Here is an 18,637-nt window from a genome sequence, read left to right on the forward strand (position 1 = left end):
GTCGATCCCACTCCGCGTTCGTCAGGTCACCACGTCCCATGCAGCCAGCCTGACCCCAACACCCCACCCACGTAAGGGGATCCGAGAAACAGCGCCTAGAACAGCGCCGTCCCCGTCTCGAAGTCCAGCAGCCGCTGCTTGCGCTCCAGTCCGCCGCCGTAACCCGTCAGGCTGCCGTCGGCGCCCACGACGCGGTGGCAGGGGACGATGATGCCGATCGGGTTCTTGCCGTTGGCGAGGCCCACCGCGCGGGAGGCCTTGGGGTTGCCCAGGGCGTCGGCGAGTTCGCCGTAGGTGCGGGTCTCGCCGTAGGGGATCTTCTGGAGCTGCTGCCAGACGGTGCGCTGGAACATCGTTCCGTGCAGGCGCAGTTCGAGCGTGAACTCCTTCAACTCGTTCGCGAAGTAGGCCCGTAGTTGTTCCTCGGTCTCCCCGAAGAGGGAGTCGTCGCGGTTGCCGAAAGTCTCCTCCGGTGGGCGGTGGCGTTGTTCCGTCATGTAGAGGCCGCACAGGACGCCGTCGTCGGCGACGAGGGTCAGCGGACCGTACGGGCTGTCGATCACTGTGTGCCGCTTCATCTTCATTTTCGTCTTCATCGAACTGAACGTCCTTACACGGGCAGGAAGTTGATCGGGTGGCTGTCGGTCGCCCACAGGTACTGGACGGCGTACGCGCGCCAGGGCCGCCAGGCCGCGGCTCGGGCCGTGAGGGCCGCCGGCGTCGACGGCAGGCCCAACTCCTGGGCGGCCTTGCGGATGCCGAGGTCGCTCGGGAGGAAGGCGTCGGGGTCGCCGAGGGCGCGCATGGCGATGACGTCGACCGTCCAGGGGCCGAAGCCGGGGAGGTCGAGGAGCCGGGCCCGGGTCTCCGACCAGTCGCTCTCCACTCCCAACTGGAGGGATCCGTCCGCCAGTTGGTTCACCAGGGTGGTGAAGGTCGTGCGGCGCGTGCGGGGCATGGCGAGTGAGGCGGGGTCGAGGGCGGCGAGCGCCTCGGGGGACGGGAAGAGGTGGGTGAGACCGCCCTCGGGGTCGTCCACCTGTTCGCCGTGGGCCGTCACCAGTCGGGCCGCGTGCGTGCGGGCCGCGGCCGTGGAGACCTGCTGGCCGAGCACGGCCCTGACCGCGAACTCCGCCTCGTCCACGGTGCGCGGGACGCGCCGCCCGGGAGCCTTGTCGATCAGAGGCGCGAGCAGCGGATCCGTGCGCAGCTGGTCGTCGACCGCCACCGGGTCGGCGTCCAGGTCGAGCATGCGGCGGCAGCGGCTGATGGCGACGGTCAGGTCGCGCAGATCGCTGAGGGTGAGGCGGCAGGCGATGTGGTCGGGCTGCGGGGTGAGGGCCACGATGCCGTGTCCGTACGGCAGTCGGAGCGTGCGTCGGTAGGCACCGTCCCGCCACTCCTCCACGCCCGGGACGGCGGTCGCCGCGAGGTGGCCGAAGAGGTTGTCGGGGTTGAGGGGTGCGCGGAAGGGCAGGCGGAGGGCGAGCGCGCCCGGGGTGGCCTGGTGGTTCTTCCTCGGCACCCGGCCCCTCAGTTCGCTGGGCGAGAGGGCGAAGACCTCGCGCACGGTGTCGTTGAAGGTGCGGATCGCGGAGAAGCCGGCCGCGAAGGCGATGTCCGCCATCGGGAGCGGGGTCGTCTCGATGAGGATCCTGGCCGTCTGGGCGCGCTGGGCGCGGGCGAGAGCGAGGGGGCCCGCGCCCAGTTCGGCGAGGAGCTGGCGTTCGATCTGGCGGGTGCTGTAGCCGAGCCGGGCGGCGAGGCCCGGCACGCCCTCGCGGTCGACCACGCCGTCGGCCATCAGCCGCATCGCGCGGGCCACGAGGTCGGCGCGCTGGTTCCACTCCGGGGAGCCGGGGCTGGTGTCGGGCCGGCAGCGCTTGCAGGCTCGGAATCCCGCCTGCTGGCAAGCCGCCGCGCTCGGGTAGAAGGTCATGTTCTCGGGCTTGGGCGGTACGACCGGGCAGCTGGGCCGGCAGTAGATGCGGGTCGTCAGGACGGCCGTGAAGAACCATCCGTCGAACCGCGCGTCCTTGGACTGCACGGCGCGCACACAGCGCTCGGTGTCGGTGTACATCCCCATCTGCATGGGTCCAGCATCGACCACGTGCCGGACACGGGCTGGCGAGAATCCGACATCAACCTCACGTGCCTTGGCGCTCCGCGGGCTGTGTCGATATGCGGTCCGCCGCGGGGCCGCGATGTGCCGTCGATCGTCCGCGGCGCCGTCGTGGCTGGTCGCGCCCCGCGGAGGAGCCGCATGTCGATACAGCCCCGCGGCCCCTTAAGGGGCGCTGCCGAAACCGCAGCGGACTTCGCTCGGCCTGCTCAGGGCCTGTCCCGGTCGCCATGCGGACTCCCGCAGCAGCCGCAGCCCGTTGAGGCCGACCAGCACCGTCGAGCCCTCGTGCCCCGCGACGCCTAGCGGGAGGGGGAGGTGACCGACCAGGTCCCAGAGCACGAGCCCGGTGATGAACGTGCCCGCGATCACCAGATTCTGCAACACCAGCCGGCGGGCCGCACGGGACAGCCGTACCACCGCCGGAACGGTCGCGAGCTCGTCGCGCACGATGACGGCGTCCGCCGTCTCCAGCGCCAGGTCGGAACCCGCGCGGCCCATCGCGATGCCGGAGTGGGCGGCGGCCAGGGCGGGGGCGTCGTTGACGCCGTCACCGACGAACAGCACCTTGCGACCCGCGTCCTGCAGCTCCCGTACGGCGTTCACCTTGTCCTCGGGCAGCAGGTCCGCGCGGACGTCCGTGAGGCCGGTGGCCTCGGCCACGCGGGCCGCGGCGCGCGCGTTGTCGCCGGTGAGCAGGACGGGGGCGGTGCCGGTCAGGGCGGTGAGCGCGGCGGTGGTCGCGGGGGCATCGGGGCGGAGCCGGTCGGTGAGGGTGAGGGTGCCCACCGCCTCGTCGTCACGGGTCACCAGAACGACCGTCCCGTCGCTCTCGACACCCGCGCGACCGACACCCACGCCTTGCCCCTCGACGCCCGCGCGGCTGACACCCACAACCTGCCCCTCGACGCCCGCGCGACCGACCCCGTCCACGCGACCGACACCCACCACCCGCCCCTCGACCACCGCCGTGACGCCACGCCCCGGCATCGCGGCGAAGTCCTCCGCCGCCGCGATCCGCAGCCCCCGAACCCGGGCGGAAGCCACGATCGCCCGCGCCAGCGGATGCTCGCTGGAATGCTCGGCCGCCGCGGCCAGCGCCAGGAGCGCGTCCGGATCCAGGCCACAGCCCGGCAGCGGCCGTACGTCCGTCACCTCGGGCGCACCCTCGGTCAGCGTGCCGGTCTTGTCGAGGGCGGTGGTGTCGATCTCGCCGAGGCGTTCCATCGCGACGGCCGACTTGACCAGGACGCCGTGTCGGCCGGCGTTGGCGATGGCGGACAGCAGGGGCGGCATGGTCGCGAGGACGACCGCGCACGGCGAGGCGACGATCATGAAGGTCATGGCCCGCAGCAGCGCGTCCGTGAGGCCGGCGCCGAAGGCGAGCGGGATACCGAAGACGGCGAGCGTGGCAGCCACCACGGCGACCGCGTAGCGCTGCTCGACCTTCTCGATGAACAGCTGCGTCGGCGCCTTGGTGCGCGAGGCCTCCTCGACCAGGGTCACGATCCGGGCGATCACGGAGTCGGCGGGGTCGCGCTCGACGCGGACGCGCAGGACGCCGGTGCCGTTGAGGGTGCCCGCGAAGACCTCGTCGCCGGGGCCCTTGGGGACGGGGAGGGGTTCGCCGGTGATGGTGGCCTGGTCGGCCTCGCTCGCCCCGTCCAGCACCCGGCCGTCGGCACCGATCCGCTCCCCCGGCCGGACCAACAGGACGTCACCGAGGGCGAGTTCGGAGATCGGGACCGTCTCCTCGCCGGCCTCACCGAAGCCGAAGCCGCTGCGGCCGCCGCTACCGCTGCCGCTCCCGGTCAGCCGGGTCGCCGTGGCGGGCGCGAGGTCGAGCAGTCCCCTTACCGAGTCGGCGGTCCGGGCCGTCGCCAGCGCCTCCAGGGCCCCGGACGTGGCGAAGATGACGATCAGCAGGGCACCGTCCAGGACCTGCCCGATCGCCGCCGCGCCCAGCGCCGCGACGATCATCAGCAGGTCGACGTCCAGCGTCTTCTCGCGCAGCGCCCGCAGCCCTTCGAGGGCCGGTTCCCAGCCACCGGCGAGGTAGGCGATCGCGTACAGGGGTCCGTACACCCAGGACGGCATGCCGCCGAGATCCAGGGCGAGACCCAGCAGGAAGGCGACGGTCGCCGCGAGCGCCCAGCGCGCCTCGGGCAGCGCGAGGACGCCGGTGCGGCGGCGGGGTGCGGACCGGGCGGGAGCGGGGACAGGGGTGGGGGCAAGGGTCGTGGACACCCGCCACACCATACAGGAACACATGAAGACTCATTCATCTGTTCATGTACGGTGAGTAAGATACCCCCATGGGTCATGGAGCCGTCACCACCACCGCCGAAGAGCGCGTACGCCTGGACGCGGCCAACGTCGCCAAGGTGGCCACCACGCTCCAGGCCCTCTCCACGCCCTCCCGGCTGCTGATCCTGGCGCGACTGCGCGAAGGACCGCTGCCCGCAACGGAGTTGGCCGCCGAGGTGGGCATGGAACAGTCCGCGTGCTCGCACCAGCTGCGCCTGCTGCGCAATCTCGGCCTGGTGGTGGGCGAGCGCCGCGGCCGGTCGGTCGTGTACGCCCTGCACGACCACCATGTCGCCGAGCTCCTCGACCAGGCCGTCTACCACGTGGAGCACCTGCGACTGGGGCTCAGCGACACCACCGAGTGAGCCGCCCGGGCGGCCCCGCCCAGGAGCCCGCCCCCGCGAGCCCTACCCGCCGAACTCCCCCGCCGTCGGCCGCCGCGAGGCCGCCGTCGCCTCGTCGACGTCGGTCAACGGCCGCAGTCGATAGGTGTAGGAGTAGTCGCGGTCGGCGAACAGCTTGTACTCGTCGTGCGTGTGCGCGCCCCAGCTGTTGTCGCCGCCGACGCCCATCTGCCGGTGGTTCAGCCGCAGGACGACCGCGTCGCGCGGGGTGATCTGGTAGTCGTGGCGGGCCCCGACCGACAGGTCCTCCGGGGTGAAGTGCGAGGCGTTGACCTCGAGGAGCGGTTCACCGGAGACGAGCAGTCCGACGCCGTCGCGGCCGGTCAGGGCGGCCCAGCGGACGTCGGTCTTGTTGCCGTTCTCCTGCGGGCGCAGATAGGAGGTCCACTGCCCGGAGACGGTGCCGGAGTACAGGCCCACGTCGGTGCCGTTGTTGCGGTCCCACATGTTCTCCTCGGGACCACGGCCGTAGTAGTGCAGGCGGTCGAGGCGGCGGGGCAGGAACAGCAGGGTGCCGACCTCGGGGATGTACGGCAGTGAACTCGCCCCCGGGTGCAGGGTGTTGTCGACCTTGATCTCGCCGTTGCCGAAGACGGTGAAGATGGTGGTGTACGTCGACTCGGTGGTCGTCGGCAGGGTGCCGCTGACCTTGATCTCGACGGCCTTGTCCCGCAGGGCGCGCACGCTCACGTCCGTCACCGTGCGGTTCGTGCCGGCGTCGCGCCAGGTCTGGTTGCGGGTGTGCTGGCCGTTGCCGCGGTCGTTGTCGGTGGGCGCCCGCCAGAAGTTCGGCACGGGACCGTCGGTGATCAGACGGGCTCCGTGAGCCTCGTACGACGTGATGGTGCCGCTCTTCTTGTCGACGACGACGGAGAAACCCTCGCCGTTGACGGTGACTTGGCCTACCGCGTCTTCGTACGTCAGCCCCGGCACGCTCTCCAGCGGTACGGGTGTCACCGCCGGGCTGCCCGCGTCGACGGCGAGTTGCTGCTTGGCCAGCTCGAAGCCGGCCTTCGCCCAGGGGGTGGACTCCCGGATGGTGAAGGAGAGTTGGAGGAAGTACTCCGCGCCGAGCGCCGGATCGTCCGGCAGCTTGTACGGCACGGTGATGTCCTTGCTCGACAGCGGCGCGAGGTCCAGCTGGTCGCGGGTCAACCTCCCGCGCCGAACGACCTCTCCGTCCTCGATGAGCGCCCAACTGCCGTCGAATTCGCGGAGGTTGGTGAACAGGTACTCGTTGGTGAGCGTGACCGCGCCGCCCGACGCCCAGGCCGCGTTGATCGCCTGGTAGATCTGTTTGACCTCGACGGACTTGCCGGTGCCGCCACGGTCGGCGGTGACGATGCCGTCCCCGGAGAAGGCCCCGTCGTTGGGGTTGTCGCCCCAGTCGCCGCCGTACGCGAAGAACGTCCTGTCGCGCGGCCGCTTCTCGGTGAGGCCGACGGTGGCGGCGTCGAACCAGAACCGCACGCCGTCGTCGCCGGGGCCACGGCTGTCGGAGGCCAGCTCGGCGGCGCCGAGCGCCCGGGCGTACACGCGGGCCCGCCGGATGGTGCCGCTGAACTCGCGGGTCGGGTTGTCCACGTCGGTGGCGAGCGAGAGGGACGCGGTGTTGCCGGCGGGCCGCCGGGTGGTGGTCCGGGTGGCCCTCGCGACGCCGTCGACATGGAGCGTGAGCGTGCCGGCGTCCGCGTCGAAGACGCCCGCGATGTGATGCTCGCGGCCGGTCCAGTCGTCCGGCAGCGCCCAGTTCACGGTGATCCACTGGCCACCGCCGTAGATGAAGAACTCCAGAGTCTTGTCCGTCTGCTTGAGGGCGTACTGGGTGTCGCCCTTGGCGAGGACGGGCTGGTGGTATCCGGTGAAGTGGGGGGTGACCCAGGCCTCCAGGGTCAGCGAGCCGGTGAGGTCGAGGCTCGGGTCGCGGGCGAAGACGGTGCCGCCCGAGACGCCCTCGTCGCGGGTGAAGGTGCCGCCGGGGGCTATGACTTCGCCGCTGAGTGCGGCGGGCCCGGACTCGGTGAGCAGTTTGCGGGTCGGGGTGGGCCAGCTCAGGGCCTGGTCGACGAAGTCCCAGATCCAGCCACCCTGCAGCACGTCGTAGCGGCGGACGATGTCCCAGTACTTCTTGAAGTTGCCGTTGGAGTTCCCCATCGCGTGGGAGTACTCGATCATCACGTACGGCCGGGTGTCGCTCGTGTCCTTCGCCCGTGCCTCGACGCGCGAGGGGCTGTCGTACATCTCGGAACGGATGTCGCTGATCCCCGGGCGGTCGTCGCCCTCGTACTGGATGACGCGGGTGGGATCGTAGGAGCGGATCCAGTCGTACATGGCGTTGAAGGTGCTGCCGCCGCCCGCTTCGTTGCCGAGCGACCAGATGACCACCGAGGCGTGGTTCTTGTCGCGGTGGACCATGTTCTGGGCGCGCGCCACGCACGCCTCGGTCCAGTCGGCGTGGTTGCCGGGGTACTCGCTCCGGATGCCGTGGGTCTCGAGGTTGGTCTCGTCGACGAGGTACAGGCCGTACTCGTCGGCGAGTTCCAGCCACAGCGGGTTGTTGGGATAGTGCGAGGTCCGGACGGTGTTGATGTTCAGCCGCTTGATGATCCCGATGTCCTCGACCATGTCCGCGCGGGTGAGGGCCGAGCCGTGGACCGGGTGCATCTCGTGCCGGTTGGTACCCCGGAAGGAGACCGGTCTGCCGTTGATGCGCATCAGCCCGTCCTTGAGCGCGAACTCGCGCAGGCCGACCCGGTGGGAGAGGGTCTCGATCACCTTGCCGGCCGGGTCGCGCAGACGGAGCACGGCCGTGTAGAGGTTGGGGTGCTCGGCCGACCACAGCTTCGGAGCGGGTACGGCTTTCGCGGCCTGTACGGTCGTCTCGGCGCCGGAGTCGAGGGCCATGCTCTGCTGCAGGGGACGGGACCAGACCGCGTGGCCGTCGGCGTCGTAGAGCTGGGTCTCCACCGAGTACTGGCCTTCGTTGCCGCCGCCTTGGTCGCGCACGCTCGCGGTGAACGACAGCTCGGCCGCCGTGTAGTCGTCGCTCAGCGGGGTGTCCAGCTTGAAGTCGCGCAGGTGCACGGCGGGCGTGGAGTACAGGTGGACCGAGCGGAAGATGCCGCTCAGCCGGATCATGTCCTGGTCCTCCAGCCAGTCGCCGTCGGAGTAGCGGTAGACCTCGACGGCGATGTGGTTGGTGCCCGGCCTGAGGTGCGGGGTGATGTCGTACTCGGCGGGGTCGTAGGAGTCCTCGTGGTAGCCGACCAACTCCCCGTTGATCCATACGTAGTGGGCGGACTTGACGCCCTCGAAGTGCAGGAACGTCCGCCGCCCGGCCCAGTCGCGCGGCACCGTGAAGGTACGCCGGTACTGGCCCACGGGGTTGTACCGGGTGGGGGCGGCCGGCGGCTGTGCCTCCTCGCCCCGGCCGTTGGGGCCCCACCACGGGTACGTGATGTTGACGTAGATCGGGGAGTCGTAGCCGTGCAGCTGCCAGGCGGAGGGGACGGGGATGCTGTCCCAGTCGCCGTCGTCGACGTCGGTGCGGTAGAAGTCGGTGTCCCGGTCGTCGGGGCGCTCGGCGTAGGCGAACTTCCATCTGCCGTCGAGGCTCAGTCTGTACGGCGAGCGGGAGCGGTCGCCGGCCAGCGCCTGTCCTACGTTCGCGTACGGCGTGAGCGTGGTGTGCGGGGGCTCGGTCCCCAGCCGGAAGACGTTGATGTGGCCGTTCCACTCCGGAGTGCCGTCCGCCGCGCGGGCCGTCCTGGGCGGAGCGGCGAGGGCGAGTCCGCCGAGGACGGCGGCCGAGGCTTCCAGGAGACGGCGGCGGCTGACGGCGCGGGACACGAACGAGTGCGGCATGACGGTGGCCTTCCTCGGGACGACAGTGCGGTGTACGTACTGAGGGCGCGTCAACTTCTGTTCGGTGTTGTTGAGTTACCGAACAACGGCTCGTCACACTAGGACTCGGCCACAACTGAATCAACATTGCCGTCGGACTTTGGCCGGGAAGGCTTCGGCCGGGAAACGAACAGCGCCCCCTCGTGCGTGCATGCACGAGGGGGCGCCGTGGGTGGGTCGGCTCAGGTGGCCGGCACCTGCGCGGCCGGCAGCGAGGGCAGTCCGCCACCGAGGAGGCCGGTGACCGCTCCGACGACCGTGGACAGCAGGCCCGTGACCGTGCCCAGCACGGACGACAGATCGAGCGAGGTCAGTGCGCCGAGCAGTCCGTCGACCGCGGACTGGACCGTGGCCAGGAGGTCCGAGACCGGGTCGGCCGCCGGTGCCACGGACCGCTGCGTGCTGTCCGTGGCGGTGCCGCCCATGGTCCGCAGCTGCTCCTGGACCGTGGCGTTCGCCGTCTCCACGGACCTCGCGTACCCGGCCGCCTCCGCCGCGTCGAGATGGCCGCCCGCGTGTTCGGCGATGGCGGTCACGGCGTCCAGCAGGGGTGCGAGTACGTCGCCGCTGTGCTCCGCACTGTCCGGCACGCCGAGGTGCTCCACGAGCGCGTCCGCGTCGGAGCCGGGCCAGGCGGCGAGCTGCGCCACGCTGTGGTCCTGAGCTCTTTGGCCTGCGTCGACTGCGGCGGCTGCGGTGCCGGCCGGGACGAGGACCAGCGCGGCGCAGAGCAGGGGCGGCAGGAGGAGACCGCGGGAGACGAGGGGGCGCATGCACGTTCCTTTCGAAGTCGCTTCGTTGGGCCCACCGTGTGAAGCGCCTCGATCCACCGCAACCGATCGCGCGGCTCCTGCCCGGCCCCTCCCGACACCGCAGCGCCTCTGACCAGGCCATTTCCCCGCGGATGCCCCCGCTTTCGGTGCCCTGGACGGGTTCGTCCGTCAGGGTGCGGGTCGTGACTCGGGCAGGGTGCGGGACGTGACTCCGGCAAGGTGCGGGACGTGACTCCGGCAAAGTGCGGGACGTGACTCCGGCAAGGTGCGGGACGGTGCCTTTGCGAGGGTGTGGGCCCAGGCCCGCGCGAGGGTGCGGGCCCGTGACTGCGACCGGGTGCGGGCCGGTGACTCCGTCAGCCCAGCTGCCCGGCGAACGCCTCGTACGCCTTCTCGTCGAACAGCACGAAGCTGACCTCCTCGACCGCGGTCTCCGTGGCCCGCACCGTCTCCACCGCGATCCGGGCGGCGTCGTCCATCGGCCAGCCGTAGATGCCCGCGGAGACCGCCGGGAAGGCGACGGTCCGGGCGCCCAGCTCGTCGGCGACCCGCAGCGACTCCCGATAACAGGAGGCCAGCAGCTCCGAGCGGTCCTCGTCGAGGCTGTACCGGGGACCGACGGTGTGGATCACCCAGCGCGCGTCCAGCTCACCCGCGGTGGTGGCGACCGCCTTGCCGGTCGGCAGGCCCTTGCCGTAGTGCGAGGCGCGGAGCTTGCGGCAGTCGGCGAGGATCGCGGGACCGCCGCGGCGGTGGATCGCGCCGTCCACGCCTCCGCCGCCGAGCAGGGAGGAGTTCGCCGCGTTGACGATGGCGTCGGCGCTGACGCGCGTGATGTCGCCCTGGACGAGGGTGATGGCGGTCATGTCTGCCTCAGCCTGCGCCATACCGCCTTGGCCGCGTTGTGCCCCGACATGCCGTGCACACCGGGCCCGGGCGGGGTGGCCGACGAGCAGATGAAGACGGCCGGGTGCGGGGTGCCGTACGGGAACAGGGACAGCTTGGGGCGCAGCATGATCTGCAGTCCGGTCACCGCGCCGGAGGCGATGTCGCCGCCGATGTAGTTGGCGTTCCGGGCGGCGAGCTCGGGCGGGCCGGCGGTCGCGCGGGCGAGGACGCGGTCGCGGAACCCCGGGGCGAAGCGCTCCAGTTGGCGCTCCATGGCGTCGGTGAGGTCTCCGGTCCAGCCGCTGGGGACATGGCCGTACGCCCAGAAGACGTGCTTTCCGGCCGGGGCCCGGGTGGGGTCGACGACACTGGGCTGCACCGTGATCATGAACGGCTTCTCGGGCGCCCGGCCCTCCCGCGACGCCGCCCGCAGGGCGGTGCCGATCTCCGCGCTGTCGGCGCCGATCTGCACGGTGCCGGCGTTGCGGGCCTCCTTGGCGGTCCACGGCACGGGGCCGTCCAGCGCGTAGTCGATCTTGAAGACGCCCGGGCCGTACCGGTAGCCCGCGTAGTAGTCGCCGAAGCCCGCGATCCTCGCCAGTGCGGTCGGCGAGGTGTCGAAGATGTACGCGCGCGCGGGCGGCAGGTCGTCGAGGCGCTTGACCTCGTAGTCGGTGTGGACGGTGCCGCCGAGGTCCTTGAGGTAGGCGGTGAGCGCGTCGGAGATGGACTGCGAGCCACCGCGGGCCACGGGCCAGCCGCGGGCGTGGGCGGCGAGGGCGAAGACCAGGCCGATGGCGCCGGTGGCGAAGCCGCTGAGCGGGGCCATGACATGCGCGACGAGGCCGGCGAACAGGGTCTTCGCCCGCTCGTCGCGGAAGCGGCGCATCAGCCAGGTCGCCGGGGGCAGCCCGACGAGGCCGAAGCGGGCGAGGGTCACCGGGTCGCGGGGCAGCGCGGTGAGCGGCAGGGCCATGAAGTCGCGGACCAAGGCGTCCCACTTGGGCAGGAACGGCTCGACCAGCCTGCGGTACGCCCCCGCGTCGCGCGGTCCGAAGGAGGCGGCGGTCTCGGCCACCGACCGGGACAGCACGGCGGCGGTGCCGTCGGTGAAGGGGTGGGCCATGGGTAGCTCGGCGTGCAGCCACTCCAGGCCGTACCGCTCAAGGGGCAGGGCCCGGAACGCGGGCGAGTTGATGCCGAGCGGGTGCGCCGCGGAACACGGGTCGTGCAGGAAGCCCGGCAGGGTGAGCTCCTCGGTGCGGGCTCCCCCGCCCACGGTGTCCCGCGCCTCGAAGACGGCCACGGAGAAGCCCCGACGGGCCAGCTCCACGGCAGCCGTCAGGCCGTTCGGTCCCGCACCCACTACGACCGCATCGAGCATCGACGGCACCTTCGGACCCCTTCGTCAGCCGATGGCCAGAGGATCAGGATATGCCCGGGGAACGACAACGCCCGGCCTCGGGTGGTCTCTTCTCCCTTGACCCCCTTTCGGGTCAGGCGCCGCCCGCCAGCAGTCCCGTCACCCGGCGCGCCGTGGCCGCGTCCCGGGCCGCGGTGAACGGCAGGGCGTTACCGCCCGTGATGCGGAACGGCTCGCCCGTGAGCGTCAGGTGGGCTCCGCCCGCCTCCTCGACCAGCAGCAGGCCCGCCGCGTGGTCCCAGGCCGCCTCCCACGAGAACGCGGTGGCGTCCAACTCCCCACGGGCGACGGCGAGATACTCCAGTCCGGCCGATCCGCAGGCACGCGGTGCGACACCGTCCGTCCACAGGCCCACCAGGGCGCGCTTCTGCTCGTCGGTGGTGTAGTCCGGGTGGGACGTGGCGACTTCCAGGTCACGGCCCGGCTCGGGCGGACCGGCGTGCAGCCGCTCGCCGTCGAGGAACGCGCCCCGGCCCCGGATCGCCGTGGCCAGCTGGTCGCGGGCGGGTGCGTACGTCCACGAGCCGAGCAGGACTCCGCCCTGCGCGAGCGCGACCAGCGTGCAGAATCCCGGGTCGCCGTGCACGAACTGCCGTGTCCCGTCGACGGGATCGACGATCCAGACCGGCTTGTCGCCCTGTATCGCCTCGTACGACGCCGGGTTGGCGTGCACCGCCTCCTCGCCGACCACGACGGAGCCGGGCAGGAGGGCGCCGAGCGCCTCGGTGAGATACAGCTCGGCCTGGCGGTCGGCGTCCGTCACCAGGTCGTGCGGGCCGCTCTTCTGGTCGACCTCGTGGGTGGCGAGCCGGCGGAAGCGCGGCATGATCTCGGCCGCGGCCGCCTTGCGGACCGCTGCTTCCACGTCGGCTGCGTGCTGGGTGAGAAACTCGTCGATGGTTTCCGTGTCTCCGATCATGACTCCATAAGAGCACGCGCCACTGACAAACCCCACCCGGCCGGTGGACCGTGGGTGGAATCACCATGAACATGGGGATCTGGGGTCAGCGACCCACGGCATACCCCTGCATGCCTCGCGGATTCGCGGCCGCCGACAGAATCCCGGTCCCCGGGTCCCGCGCGACCGCGCACAGCCGGCCCTCCGACCACGCGTCGCCCACGGTCACGTCGTGCCCGCGCCGCCGCAGCTCCTCGACGACCTCGGCGCTCGTGCGGGCCTCCACCGTGACGCTCCCCGGCCGCATGCCGCGCGGATAGAAGGAGCCCGGGAAGCTGTCGTTGTGCCAGTTCGGGGCGTCGATCGCACCCTGGAGGTCGAGGCCGCCGCGCACCTGCGCGCGCAGGGCGACGCCCAGGAAGAAGTGCAGCTGCCACTGGTCCTGCTGGTCCCCGCCCGGCGTACCGAAGGCCATGACCGGCACGCCGTCGCGCAGGGCGATCGAGGGGGTGAGGGTGGTGCGGGGGCGACGGCCCGGGGTGAGGGAGTTCGGCAGGCCCTCCTCCAACCACGACATCTGCAGCCGGGTGCCGAGCGGGAAGCCCAGTTCGGGCACGACCGGGTTGGACTGCAGCCAGCCCCCGCTGGGCGTGGCGGCGACCATGTTGCCCCAGCGGTCGACGACGTCGAGGTGGCAGGTGTCGCCACGGGTAAGGCCGTCCGCGGTGACGTCGGGCTCACCCGGCACCGGCGCGCCGGGGTGCTTCGCGACCGTGGGCTCCCCTGCTCCCAAGGGGTTGAACCCAGGGTCGTCCGTGGCCACCACGCGCGCGTGCGCGCACAGTCGCGGGGCGCGCCCGCCGGGACTGCCGGGCCGCAGGTCGTACGAGGCCTTGTCACCGACGAGCTCGCGTCGCCCGGCGTTGTACTCCGCCGACAGCAGCTCGCCAAGAGGAACTTCGCCCGCGTCCCCGTACCAGGCCTCCCGGTCGGCCATGGCGAGCTTGCAGCCCTCGATCAGCAGGTGGACGTAGTCGGCGGAGCCGTACCGCGGAAGCTCGGGCGGGAGCAGCGCCAGCTGCTGAAGGAGCACCGGGCCCTGGCTCCAGGGGCCGGCCTTGCACAGGGTCCAGCCGTTCCAGTCGTACGTCGCCGGGGTCTCGTAGGTCGCGGACCAGCCGGCGAGGTCGGCGGCCGTCAGCGTGCCGGTGTGGCGTTCGCCGCTGGTGTCCAGCGTGGGCCGCTGAGCCTGCCGTACCAGCGCCTCGGCGATGAACCCGGTGCGCCACACCTCCCGGGCGGACTCGATCCGCGCCTCCCGGTCCCCCGCGTCGGCGGTCTCGGCGAGCAGCCGCTTCCAGGTGGCGGCGAGGGCGGGGTTGCGGAACAGCTCGCCGGGCCGGGGTGCCTTGCCGCCGGGCAGGTACACGTCCGCCGACGAGGTCCACTCGGTCTCGAAGAGCTCCCGTACGGTCTCGACGGTCGCGCCGACGTTCTCCACGGGCGCGTGCCCGTGTTCGGCGTACCCGATGGCGTACTTGAGGACGTCGGCGAGGGGCTTCGTGCCGTGGTCCCTCAGGAGCAGCATCCAGGCGTCGAACGCGCCGGGGACGGCGGCGGCGAGGGGGCCGGTGCCGGGTACGAGATCCAGCCCCAGTCCCCGGTAGTGCGCGACCGTCGCCCCGGCCGGCGCGACGCCCTGTCCGCACAGCACCCGTACCTCGCCGCCCGCGGGCGCGAGCAGGATCGGCACCTCACCCGCGGGCCCGTTGAGATGCGGTTCGACGACATGCAGCACGAAGGCACCCGCCACCGCCGCGTCGTACGCGTTGCCGCCGTCCTCCAGGACCGCCATCGCCGACTGGGAGGCCAGCCAGTGGGTGGAGGACACCATGCCGAAGGTGCCTTGGAGGGTGGGTCGAGTGGTGAACACGGGGGGCTCCTCACTGCACGGCGACGACCTCATGATCGTACGGACCTACAAAGGGCGTCTGCCCGAGGTGAGCAGATGTCCACTCGCGCCCAACAGTGTCGGTTCGGACTCGATGCGCCGACTCGCCGCCAGGACCGCCTCGCGGCGCTCCGGGTCGTCCAGCCAGTCCTCCACACCGCCCATGAGCCAGGCGACGCCCTCAAGGCCGTACTGACCCTCGACCGCGAGCCCCGCATCGGTGAACTCCGCCGGTGGCTCGTCCGGTTGGGCGAAGTAGGCGGTGGTGAACAGTCCGCCCTCGGTACCGTGCCGACCGTGGTGGCCGACCGCGTCGGTCCGGGCGCGTTGCGCCGGGTCGAAGTAGCGCTCCTCACGCAGTACGTCGTGCAGTCCCGCGAACCGGTTGATGGTGGCCGCGACCACCAGTCCACCCGGCCGCACCACCCGGTACGCCTCCCCCAACGCCCTTACCCGGTCCGCTCGTTCGGGCAGGTGGTACAGCGGACCGAGCAGCAGTACGACGTCGTACGCGGAGTCGTCCGCGGGCAGCGAGCGGGCGTCCCCGGACCGTGCGCGCACACCGGGGATCCGGGCCGCCTGCTCGACATGGAGCGGTACGGGATCGACGAGTTCGACCTCGTATCCGTCCCGCGCGAGCCACTCCGCATGCACCCCGCTGCCGCCGCCGCTGTCCAGCACGCGCGCGGGAGCCGCGGGCAGCAGCCGTCGCAGCACGTCCTGCGTACGCCAGAACTCCAGGCGCCCGGCGGGGGCGCCACCCTCTCTGAGGCGGGCGTCCTCCTTGCCCTGGGCGTAGTAGGCGAGGATCTCCTCACGCACGTGCTGTCTCGTCTCGGTCATCGCTCCAGGGTGCTGATCGCCGCCCGTGACAGGCAACTCAATTGCCGCGCGCCCGCACCAGCCCCGACTCATAGGCGAACACCACCAATTGCGCCCGGTCCCGCGCCCCCAGCTTCGTCATCGCGCGGCTGATGTGGGTCTTCGCCGTGAAGGGGCTGATGACCATGTGGTCGGCGATCTCCTCGTTGGTGAGGCCGCGGGCGGCCAGGGCGGTGACCTCGCGTTCGCGGCGGGTGAGGCACTCCAGGCCGGGGGCGGTGGCCCGGTCCGGCGGGCGCGCGACGAACTCGCCGATCAGGGTGCGGGTGATGGACGGGGAGAGCAGTGCCTCGCCCCGGGCCACCACTTCGATGGCCTGGAGCAGGTCGGCCGGTTCGGTGTCCTTCAGGAGGAAGCCGCTCGCGCCCGCCCGCAGGGCCTCGAAGACGTACTCGTCGAGGCCGTAGTTGGTGAGGATCACGACACGGACGGCGTCGAGCGCCGGGTCCGCGGCGATCCGGCGGGTCGCCTCGATGCCCGTCATCACCGGCATCTGTACGTCGATCAACGCGATGTCGGGCACGTGCGCGCGCACCAGCTCCACGCCCCGCTCCCCGTCCGCCGCCTCCCCGACCACCTCGATGCCGTCCTCGGCGTCGAGAAGGGCACGGAACCCGGCGCGCATCAGCGCCTGGTCGTCCACCAGTGCGACCCGGATCATCCCGCCTCCCCCAACGGCAGCTGCGCCCGCACCGAGAAGCCGCCCTCCGCGCGGGGGCCGGTGTGCAGCGTGCCGCCCAGGGCAGTGACGCGTTCACGCATGCCGGTGAGGCCGATGCCGGGCATCGGCGCACGGTCCGGTTCGGCGCTCCCGTCGTCGTCCACACATACCGTCAACTCCTCTTTGCCATAGCGGAGTTGGACATCGACCTTGGCCTGCCCGGCGTGCCGTGCCGCGTTCGTCAGCGCCTCCTGGACGATGCGGTACACCGCCCGGTCGAGGGTCGCCGGCAGCGGATGCTCCTCGCCCGTCACCGTCAGGTCGACCGCGAGGCCCGCCGCCCGGGCCCGCTCCACGAGCAGCGCGGGTGTGCCGGTCGGCTCGTCGGTGCGCAGGATCTCCAGCGTGGCGCGCAGTTCACGCATCGCCTCGCCGCCCGCCTCCTGGATGGCGAGCAGGGCGGGCGGCACCTCCTCGCCCCGCTTGCGGGCGAGATGCACGGCGACACCGGCCTGGAGCTTGACGATCGAGATGCTGTGGGTGAGGGAGTCGTGCAACTCCCGGGCTATGCGCAGGCGTTCCTCGCCCGCGCGGCGCAGCGCGGCCTCCTCCCGGGTGCGCTCGGCCTCCAGGGCGCGCTGTTCGGTCTGGCGCAGATACGCCTGCCAGTTGCGGTCGGCGAGGCCCGTCACCACCGCGCACAGGAACCAGCCCGCGAGCAGCGCGGTCCTCTCGACCACCTGTTGGGTCGTCGGTCCCGTCGCGAGGTACGCCGCCAGGAACAATCCGCCCGCCGCGGCCGCCCAACCGCGGTGTCCCGCGCGGGCCGCCGTGTGCATGGCGGCGAGGACGGGCAGGCCGGCGATCGGCCCCGGGTGGGCGTGCAGGACGTAGGCCGCGCCGCTCGCCGTGGCCACGGCGAGGACCGCTCTCGGAGCCTTCTGGTAGAACGCCAGGGCGGCCGAGGCGAGGGCGACGAGCGTGTAGTCGACGGCGGCCGTGTCCGCGTCGAAGGCCGCCACGGTCACGACGAGGGCGCCGATCACGACCGCGAGGGTCGCGTCGGCGAGACGCCTGCGTGTGGCCGAGTCGACCGAGTGCCCGCTCATGCCCGCACACTAGACGGCCGCACCGACACCGGCGTCAGCCCTGTGGACAACTCCCGGACTACTCCCCACGCAGTACTTCCCGGGCCCGTCCCGCCCCGCCGACGCAGCCCCAACTCCCTTCGGCCGTACGACGACCATGGGTACCCGCGAGGCGCAGGCTGCTGCCCATGACCACACCATTCCGCTACACCGAGCCCCTGCCGCCCAAGGCGGCCACCGGTCGCACAGCCGAGGTCTACGAGCAGATCGCCCGCGATTTCGGCATCAGCGAACCGGTCACGTTCGTGGTCCTCTCCTCCGCGCCGGAACTCCTCGCCCCCACCTGGGCGCTGATGCGCGAGTCACTCATCGCCGGCCCGGGCAGCCGTACCGGCAAGGAACTCGCGGCGCTCGGGGTGTCGCTCGCGAACCAGTGCCCGTTCTGCGTGGACGCGCACACGGTGCTGCTGCACGCCACCGGCGACCACGCGCTCGCCGAACGCCTCGCCCGCGGGGAGCAGCCGGAGAACGAGGAGCACGCGCGCGTGCTGGCCTGGGGCAGGCACACGCGCGTGCCGGGCGGCCTCGCCGCCGAGCCGTATCCCTTCCCCCGCGAGCACGCCCCCGGCTACCTGGGCACCGCGCTCGCCTTCCACTTCATCAACCGGATCGTGTCGGCCCTGCTGACCGAGAACCTCCTGCCGGGCAACGCCCAGCGCTTCCGGGCGGTACGCAGTCTCGCGGGCCGCACCCTCGGCCGAACCGTCCGCCGCCCCACCCGGCCCGGCGAGGCCCTCGCGCTGCTCGACCACCCCGACCCCGGTGAAGCCCCCGCGTGGGCGGACGGCACGCCCGTCGGCCTCGCGTACGCGGCGCTGCTCAGGGCGGCCCTGGCGGGGAGCGCCGGCCTCCTCGACGCCGACGACCAGGACGTCGTGGAGCAAACCCTGTGGGACTGGGACGGAGCGCACCCGCTGATCGCCTTGGACGGCTTCCCCGACCGCCGGGAGCGTCCCGGGGCGCGCCTCGCGCTGCTGGCCGCCCTCGCGCCGTACCGCATCACGGACGAGGACGTGGCGGCCTGGCGACGGCCCGAGCACACCGACCACTGTCTGGTGCGCCTCGTGGCGTACGGGGCGTTCGCGGCCGTGGACCGCATCGAGTCGGCGTTGAATCTCCCCGCCGAACCCATCTCACGGACATAAAGGGACACATGGCGCATCAACAGCGAACGACAGTCACCGCACAGGTACGGAGCGAGTTCATACTTCCGCCCCACAGGGACTCGTGTGAAACTGGCGTCCCGTCCGCAGTGCGGACCCCCTCCGCACCGTCCC

14 protein-coding genes are annotated in these 18,637 nt (G+C 72.0%); 2 read left to right on the top strand and 12 right to left on the bottom strand.

Annotation, left to right across the window (positions count from 1 at the left end; translation table 11 throughout):
• Nucleotides 1-95 precede the first annotated feature (95 nt).
• The 3 genes from IG08_RS0130145 to IG08_RS0130155 all read right to left on the bottom strand — a co-directional run bounded on the left by IG08_RS0130145 (nt 96) and on the right by IG08_RS0130155 (nt 4,381).
• A complete protein-coding gene (locus tag IG08_RS0130145) occupies nt 96-578 on the bottom strand; it encodes a methylated-DNA--[protein]-cysteine S-methyltransferase (RefSeq protein ID WP_030609355.1) in 483 nt (160 codons plus the stop codon).
• Nucleotides 579-610: 32 nt separating this feature from the next.
• Nucleotides 611-2,080, bottom strand: coding sequence for an AlkA N-terminal domain-containing protein (locus IG08_RS0130150; RefSeq protein WP_030609358.1), 1,470 nt, complete (start codon nt 2,078-2,080; stop codon nt 611-613).
• 207 nt (nt 2,081-2,287) lie between these two features.
• The gene (locus IG08_RS0130155) at nt 2,288-4,381 is read right to left on the bottom strand and encodes a heavy metal translocating P-type ATPase (protein WP_199820928.1); all 2,094 of its coding nucleotides are present in this window, start codon (nt 4,379-4,381) and stop codon (nt 2,288-2,290) included.
• Between the two features lie 56 nt (nt 4,382-4,437).
• Here IG08_RS0130155 and IG08_RS0130160 point away from each other — a divergent pair, with 56 nt between their 5' ends.
• Nucleotides 4,438-4,794: an ArsR/SmtB family transcription factor gene (locus tag IG08_RS0130160; RefSeq protein ID WP_030609363.1), complete on the top strand. Its 357-nt coding sequence runs from the start codon at nt 4,438-4,440 to the stop codon at nt 4,792-4,794.
• 42 nt (nt 4,795-4,836) lie between these two features.
• On the opposite strand, the gene IG08_RS0130165 is transcribed toward IG08_RS0130160, so the two are convergent.
• The 9 genes from IG08_RS0130165 to IG08_RS0130205 form a co-directional block, all read right to left on the bottom strand.
• Nucleotides 4,837-8,697 carry a glycoside hydrolase family 2 TIM barrel-domain containing protein gene (locus tag IG08_RS0130165; RefSeq protein ID WP_030609366.1) on the bottom strand — a complete coding sequence of 1,287 codons (3,861 nt, stop codon included), beginning with the start codon at nt 8,695-8,697 and terminating at the stop codon, nt 4,837-4,839.
• Between the two features lie 221 nt (nt 8,698-8,918).
• Nucleotides 8,919-9,509 (bottom strand): hypothetical protein, encoded by a 591-nt coding sequence (locus tag IG08_RS0130170; RefSeq protein ID WP_030609369.1) that lies wholly within the window; start codon nt 9,507-9,509, stop codon nt 8,919-8,921.
• A 356-nt stretch (nt 9,510-9,865) separates the two neighbouring features.
• Complete coding sequence (locus IG08_RS0130175) at nt 9,866-10,375, bottom strand: O-acetyl-ADP-ribose deacetylase (RefSeq protein ID WP_030609372.1); 510 nt, start codon at nt 10,373-10,375, stop codon at nt 9,866-9,868.
• On the bottom strand, nt 10,372-11,781 hold the full coding sequence (locus tag IG08_RS0130180) for a phytoene desaturase family protein (protein ID WP_030609376.1): 1,410 nt from the start codon (nt 11,779-11,781) through the stop codon (nt 10,372-10,374). The genes IG08_RS0130175 and IG08_RS0130180 overlap by 4 nt, the downstream gene beginning before the upstream one ends.
• Before the next feature lie 112 nt (nt 11,782-11,893).
• Nucleotides 11,894-12,739, bottom strand: a complete 846-nt coding sequence (locus IG08_RS0130185; RefSeq protein ID WP_030609378.1) for an inositol monophosphatase family protein — start codon at nt 12,737-12,739, stop codon at nt 11,894-11,896.
• An 85-nt stretch (nt 12,740-12,824) separates the two neighbouring features.
• Nucleotides 12,825-14,651 carry a gamma-glutamyltransferase family protein gene (locus tag IG08_RS0130190; protein WP_030609381.1) on the bottom strand — a complete coding sequence of 609 codons (1,827 nt, stop codon included), beginning with the start codon at nt 14,649-14,651 and terminating at the stop codon, nt 12,825-12,827.
• A 45-nt stretch (nt 14,652-14,696) separates the two neighbouring features.
• The gene (locus IG08_RS0130195; RefSeq protein ID WP_030609384.1) at nt 14,697-15,512 is read right to left on the bottom strand and encodes a class I SAM-dependent methyltransferase; all 816 of its coding nucleotides are present in this window, start codon (nt 15,510-15,512) and stop codon (nt 14,697-14,699) included.
• 37 nt (nt 15,513-15,549) lie between these two features.
• On the bottom strand, nt 15,550-16,212 hold the full coding sequence (locus tag IG08_RS0130200) for a response regulator (RefSeq protein ID WP_030609386.1): 663 nt from the start codon (nt 16,210-16,212) through the stop codon (nt 15,550-15,552).
• Entirely contained in the window at nt 16,209-17,321 is a 1,113-nt protein-coding gene (locus IG08_RS0130205; RefSeq protein WP_030609387.1) for a sensor histidine kinase, read from the bottom strand. The genes IG08_RS0130200 and IG08_RS0130205 overlap by 4 nt, the downstream gene beginning before the upstream one ends.
• A gap of 167 nt (nt 17,322-17,488) precedes the next feature.
• Here IG08_RS0130205 and IG08_RS0130210 point away from each other — a divergent pair, with 167 nt between their 5' ends.
• Complete coding sequence (locus tag IG08_RS0130210; protein ID WP_030609392.1) at nt 17,489-18,505, top strand: carboxymuconolactone decarboxylase family protein; 1,017 nt, start codon at nt 17,489-17,491, stop codon at nt 18,503-18,505.
• The last annotated feature ends 132 nt before the right edge of the window (nt 18,506-18,637 follow it).

The sequence above is a fragment of the Streptomyces fulvoviolaceus genome (genome assembly GCF_000718165.1).
Classification (GTDB): Bacteria; Actinomycetota; Actinomycetes; order Streptomycetales; family Streptomycetaceae; genus Streptomyces; species Streptomyces fulvoviolaceus.

Excerpts from the sequence above, each read along its gene's own strand:
- IG08_RS0130170 (WP_030609369.1), bottom strand. The coding sequence starts at position 9,509 with ATGCGCCCCCTCGTCTCCCGCGGTCTCCTCCTGCCGCCCCTGCTCTGC.
- IG08_RS0130205 (WP_030609387.1), bottom strand. The coding sequence starts at position 17,321 with ATGAGCGGGCACTCGGTCGACTCGGCCACACGCAGGCGTCTCGCCGAC.
- IG08_RS0130195 (WP_030609384.1), bottom strand. The coding sequence starts at position 15,512 with ATGACCGAGACGAGACAGCACGTGCGTGAGGAGATCCTCGCCTACTAC.
- IG08_RS0130165 (WP_030609366.1), bottom strand. The coding sequence starts at position 8,697 with ATGCCGCACTCGTTCGTGTCCCGCGCCGTCAGCCGCCGCCGTCTCCTG.
- IG08_RS0130160 (WP_030609363.1), top strand. The coding sequence starts at position 4,438 with ATGGGTCATGGAGCCGTCACCACCACCGCCGAAGAGCGCGTACGCCTG.
- IG08_RS0130200 (WP_030609386.1), bottom strand. The coding sequence starts at position 16,212 with ATGATCCGGGTCGCACTGGTGGACGACCAGGCGCTGATGCGCGCCGGG.
- IG08_RS0130175 (WP_030609372.1), bottom strand. The coding sequence starts at position 10,375 with ATGACCGCCATCACCCTCGTCCAGGGCGACATCACGCGCGTCAGCGCC.
- IG08_RS0130145 (WP_030609355.1), bottom strand. The coding sequence starts at position 578 with ATGAAGCGGCACACAGTGATCGACAGCCCGTACGGTCCGCTGACCCTC.
- IG08_RS0130180 (WP_030609376.1), bottom strand. The coding sequence starts at position 11,781 with ATGCTCGATGCGGTCGTAGTGGGTGCGGGACCGAACGGCCTGACGGCT.
- IG08_RS0130150 (WP_030609358.1), bottom strand. The coding sequence starts at position 2,080 with ATGTACACCGACACCGAGCGCTGTGTGCGCGCCGTGCAGTCCAAGGAC.
- IG08_RS0130155 (WP_199820928.1), bottom strand. The coding sequence starts at position 4,381 with ATGGTGTGGCGGGTGTCCACGACCCTTGCCCCCACCCCTGTCCCCGCT.
- IG08_RS0130210 (WP_030609392.1), top strand. The coding sequence starts at position 17,489 with ATGACCACACCATTCCGCTACACCGAGCCCCTGCCGCCCAAGGCGGCC.
- IG08_RS0130185 (WP_030609378.1), bottom strand. The coding sequence starts at position 12,739 with ATGATCGGAGACACGGAAACCATCGACGAGTTTCTCACCCAGCACGCA.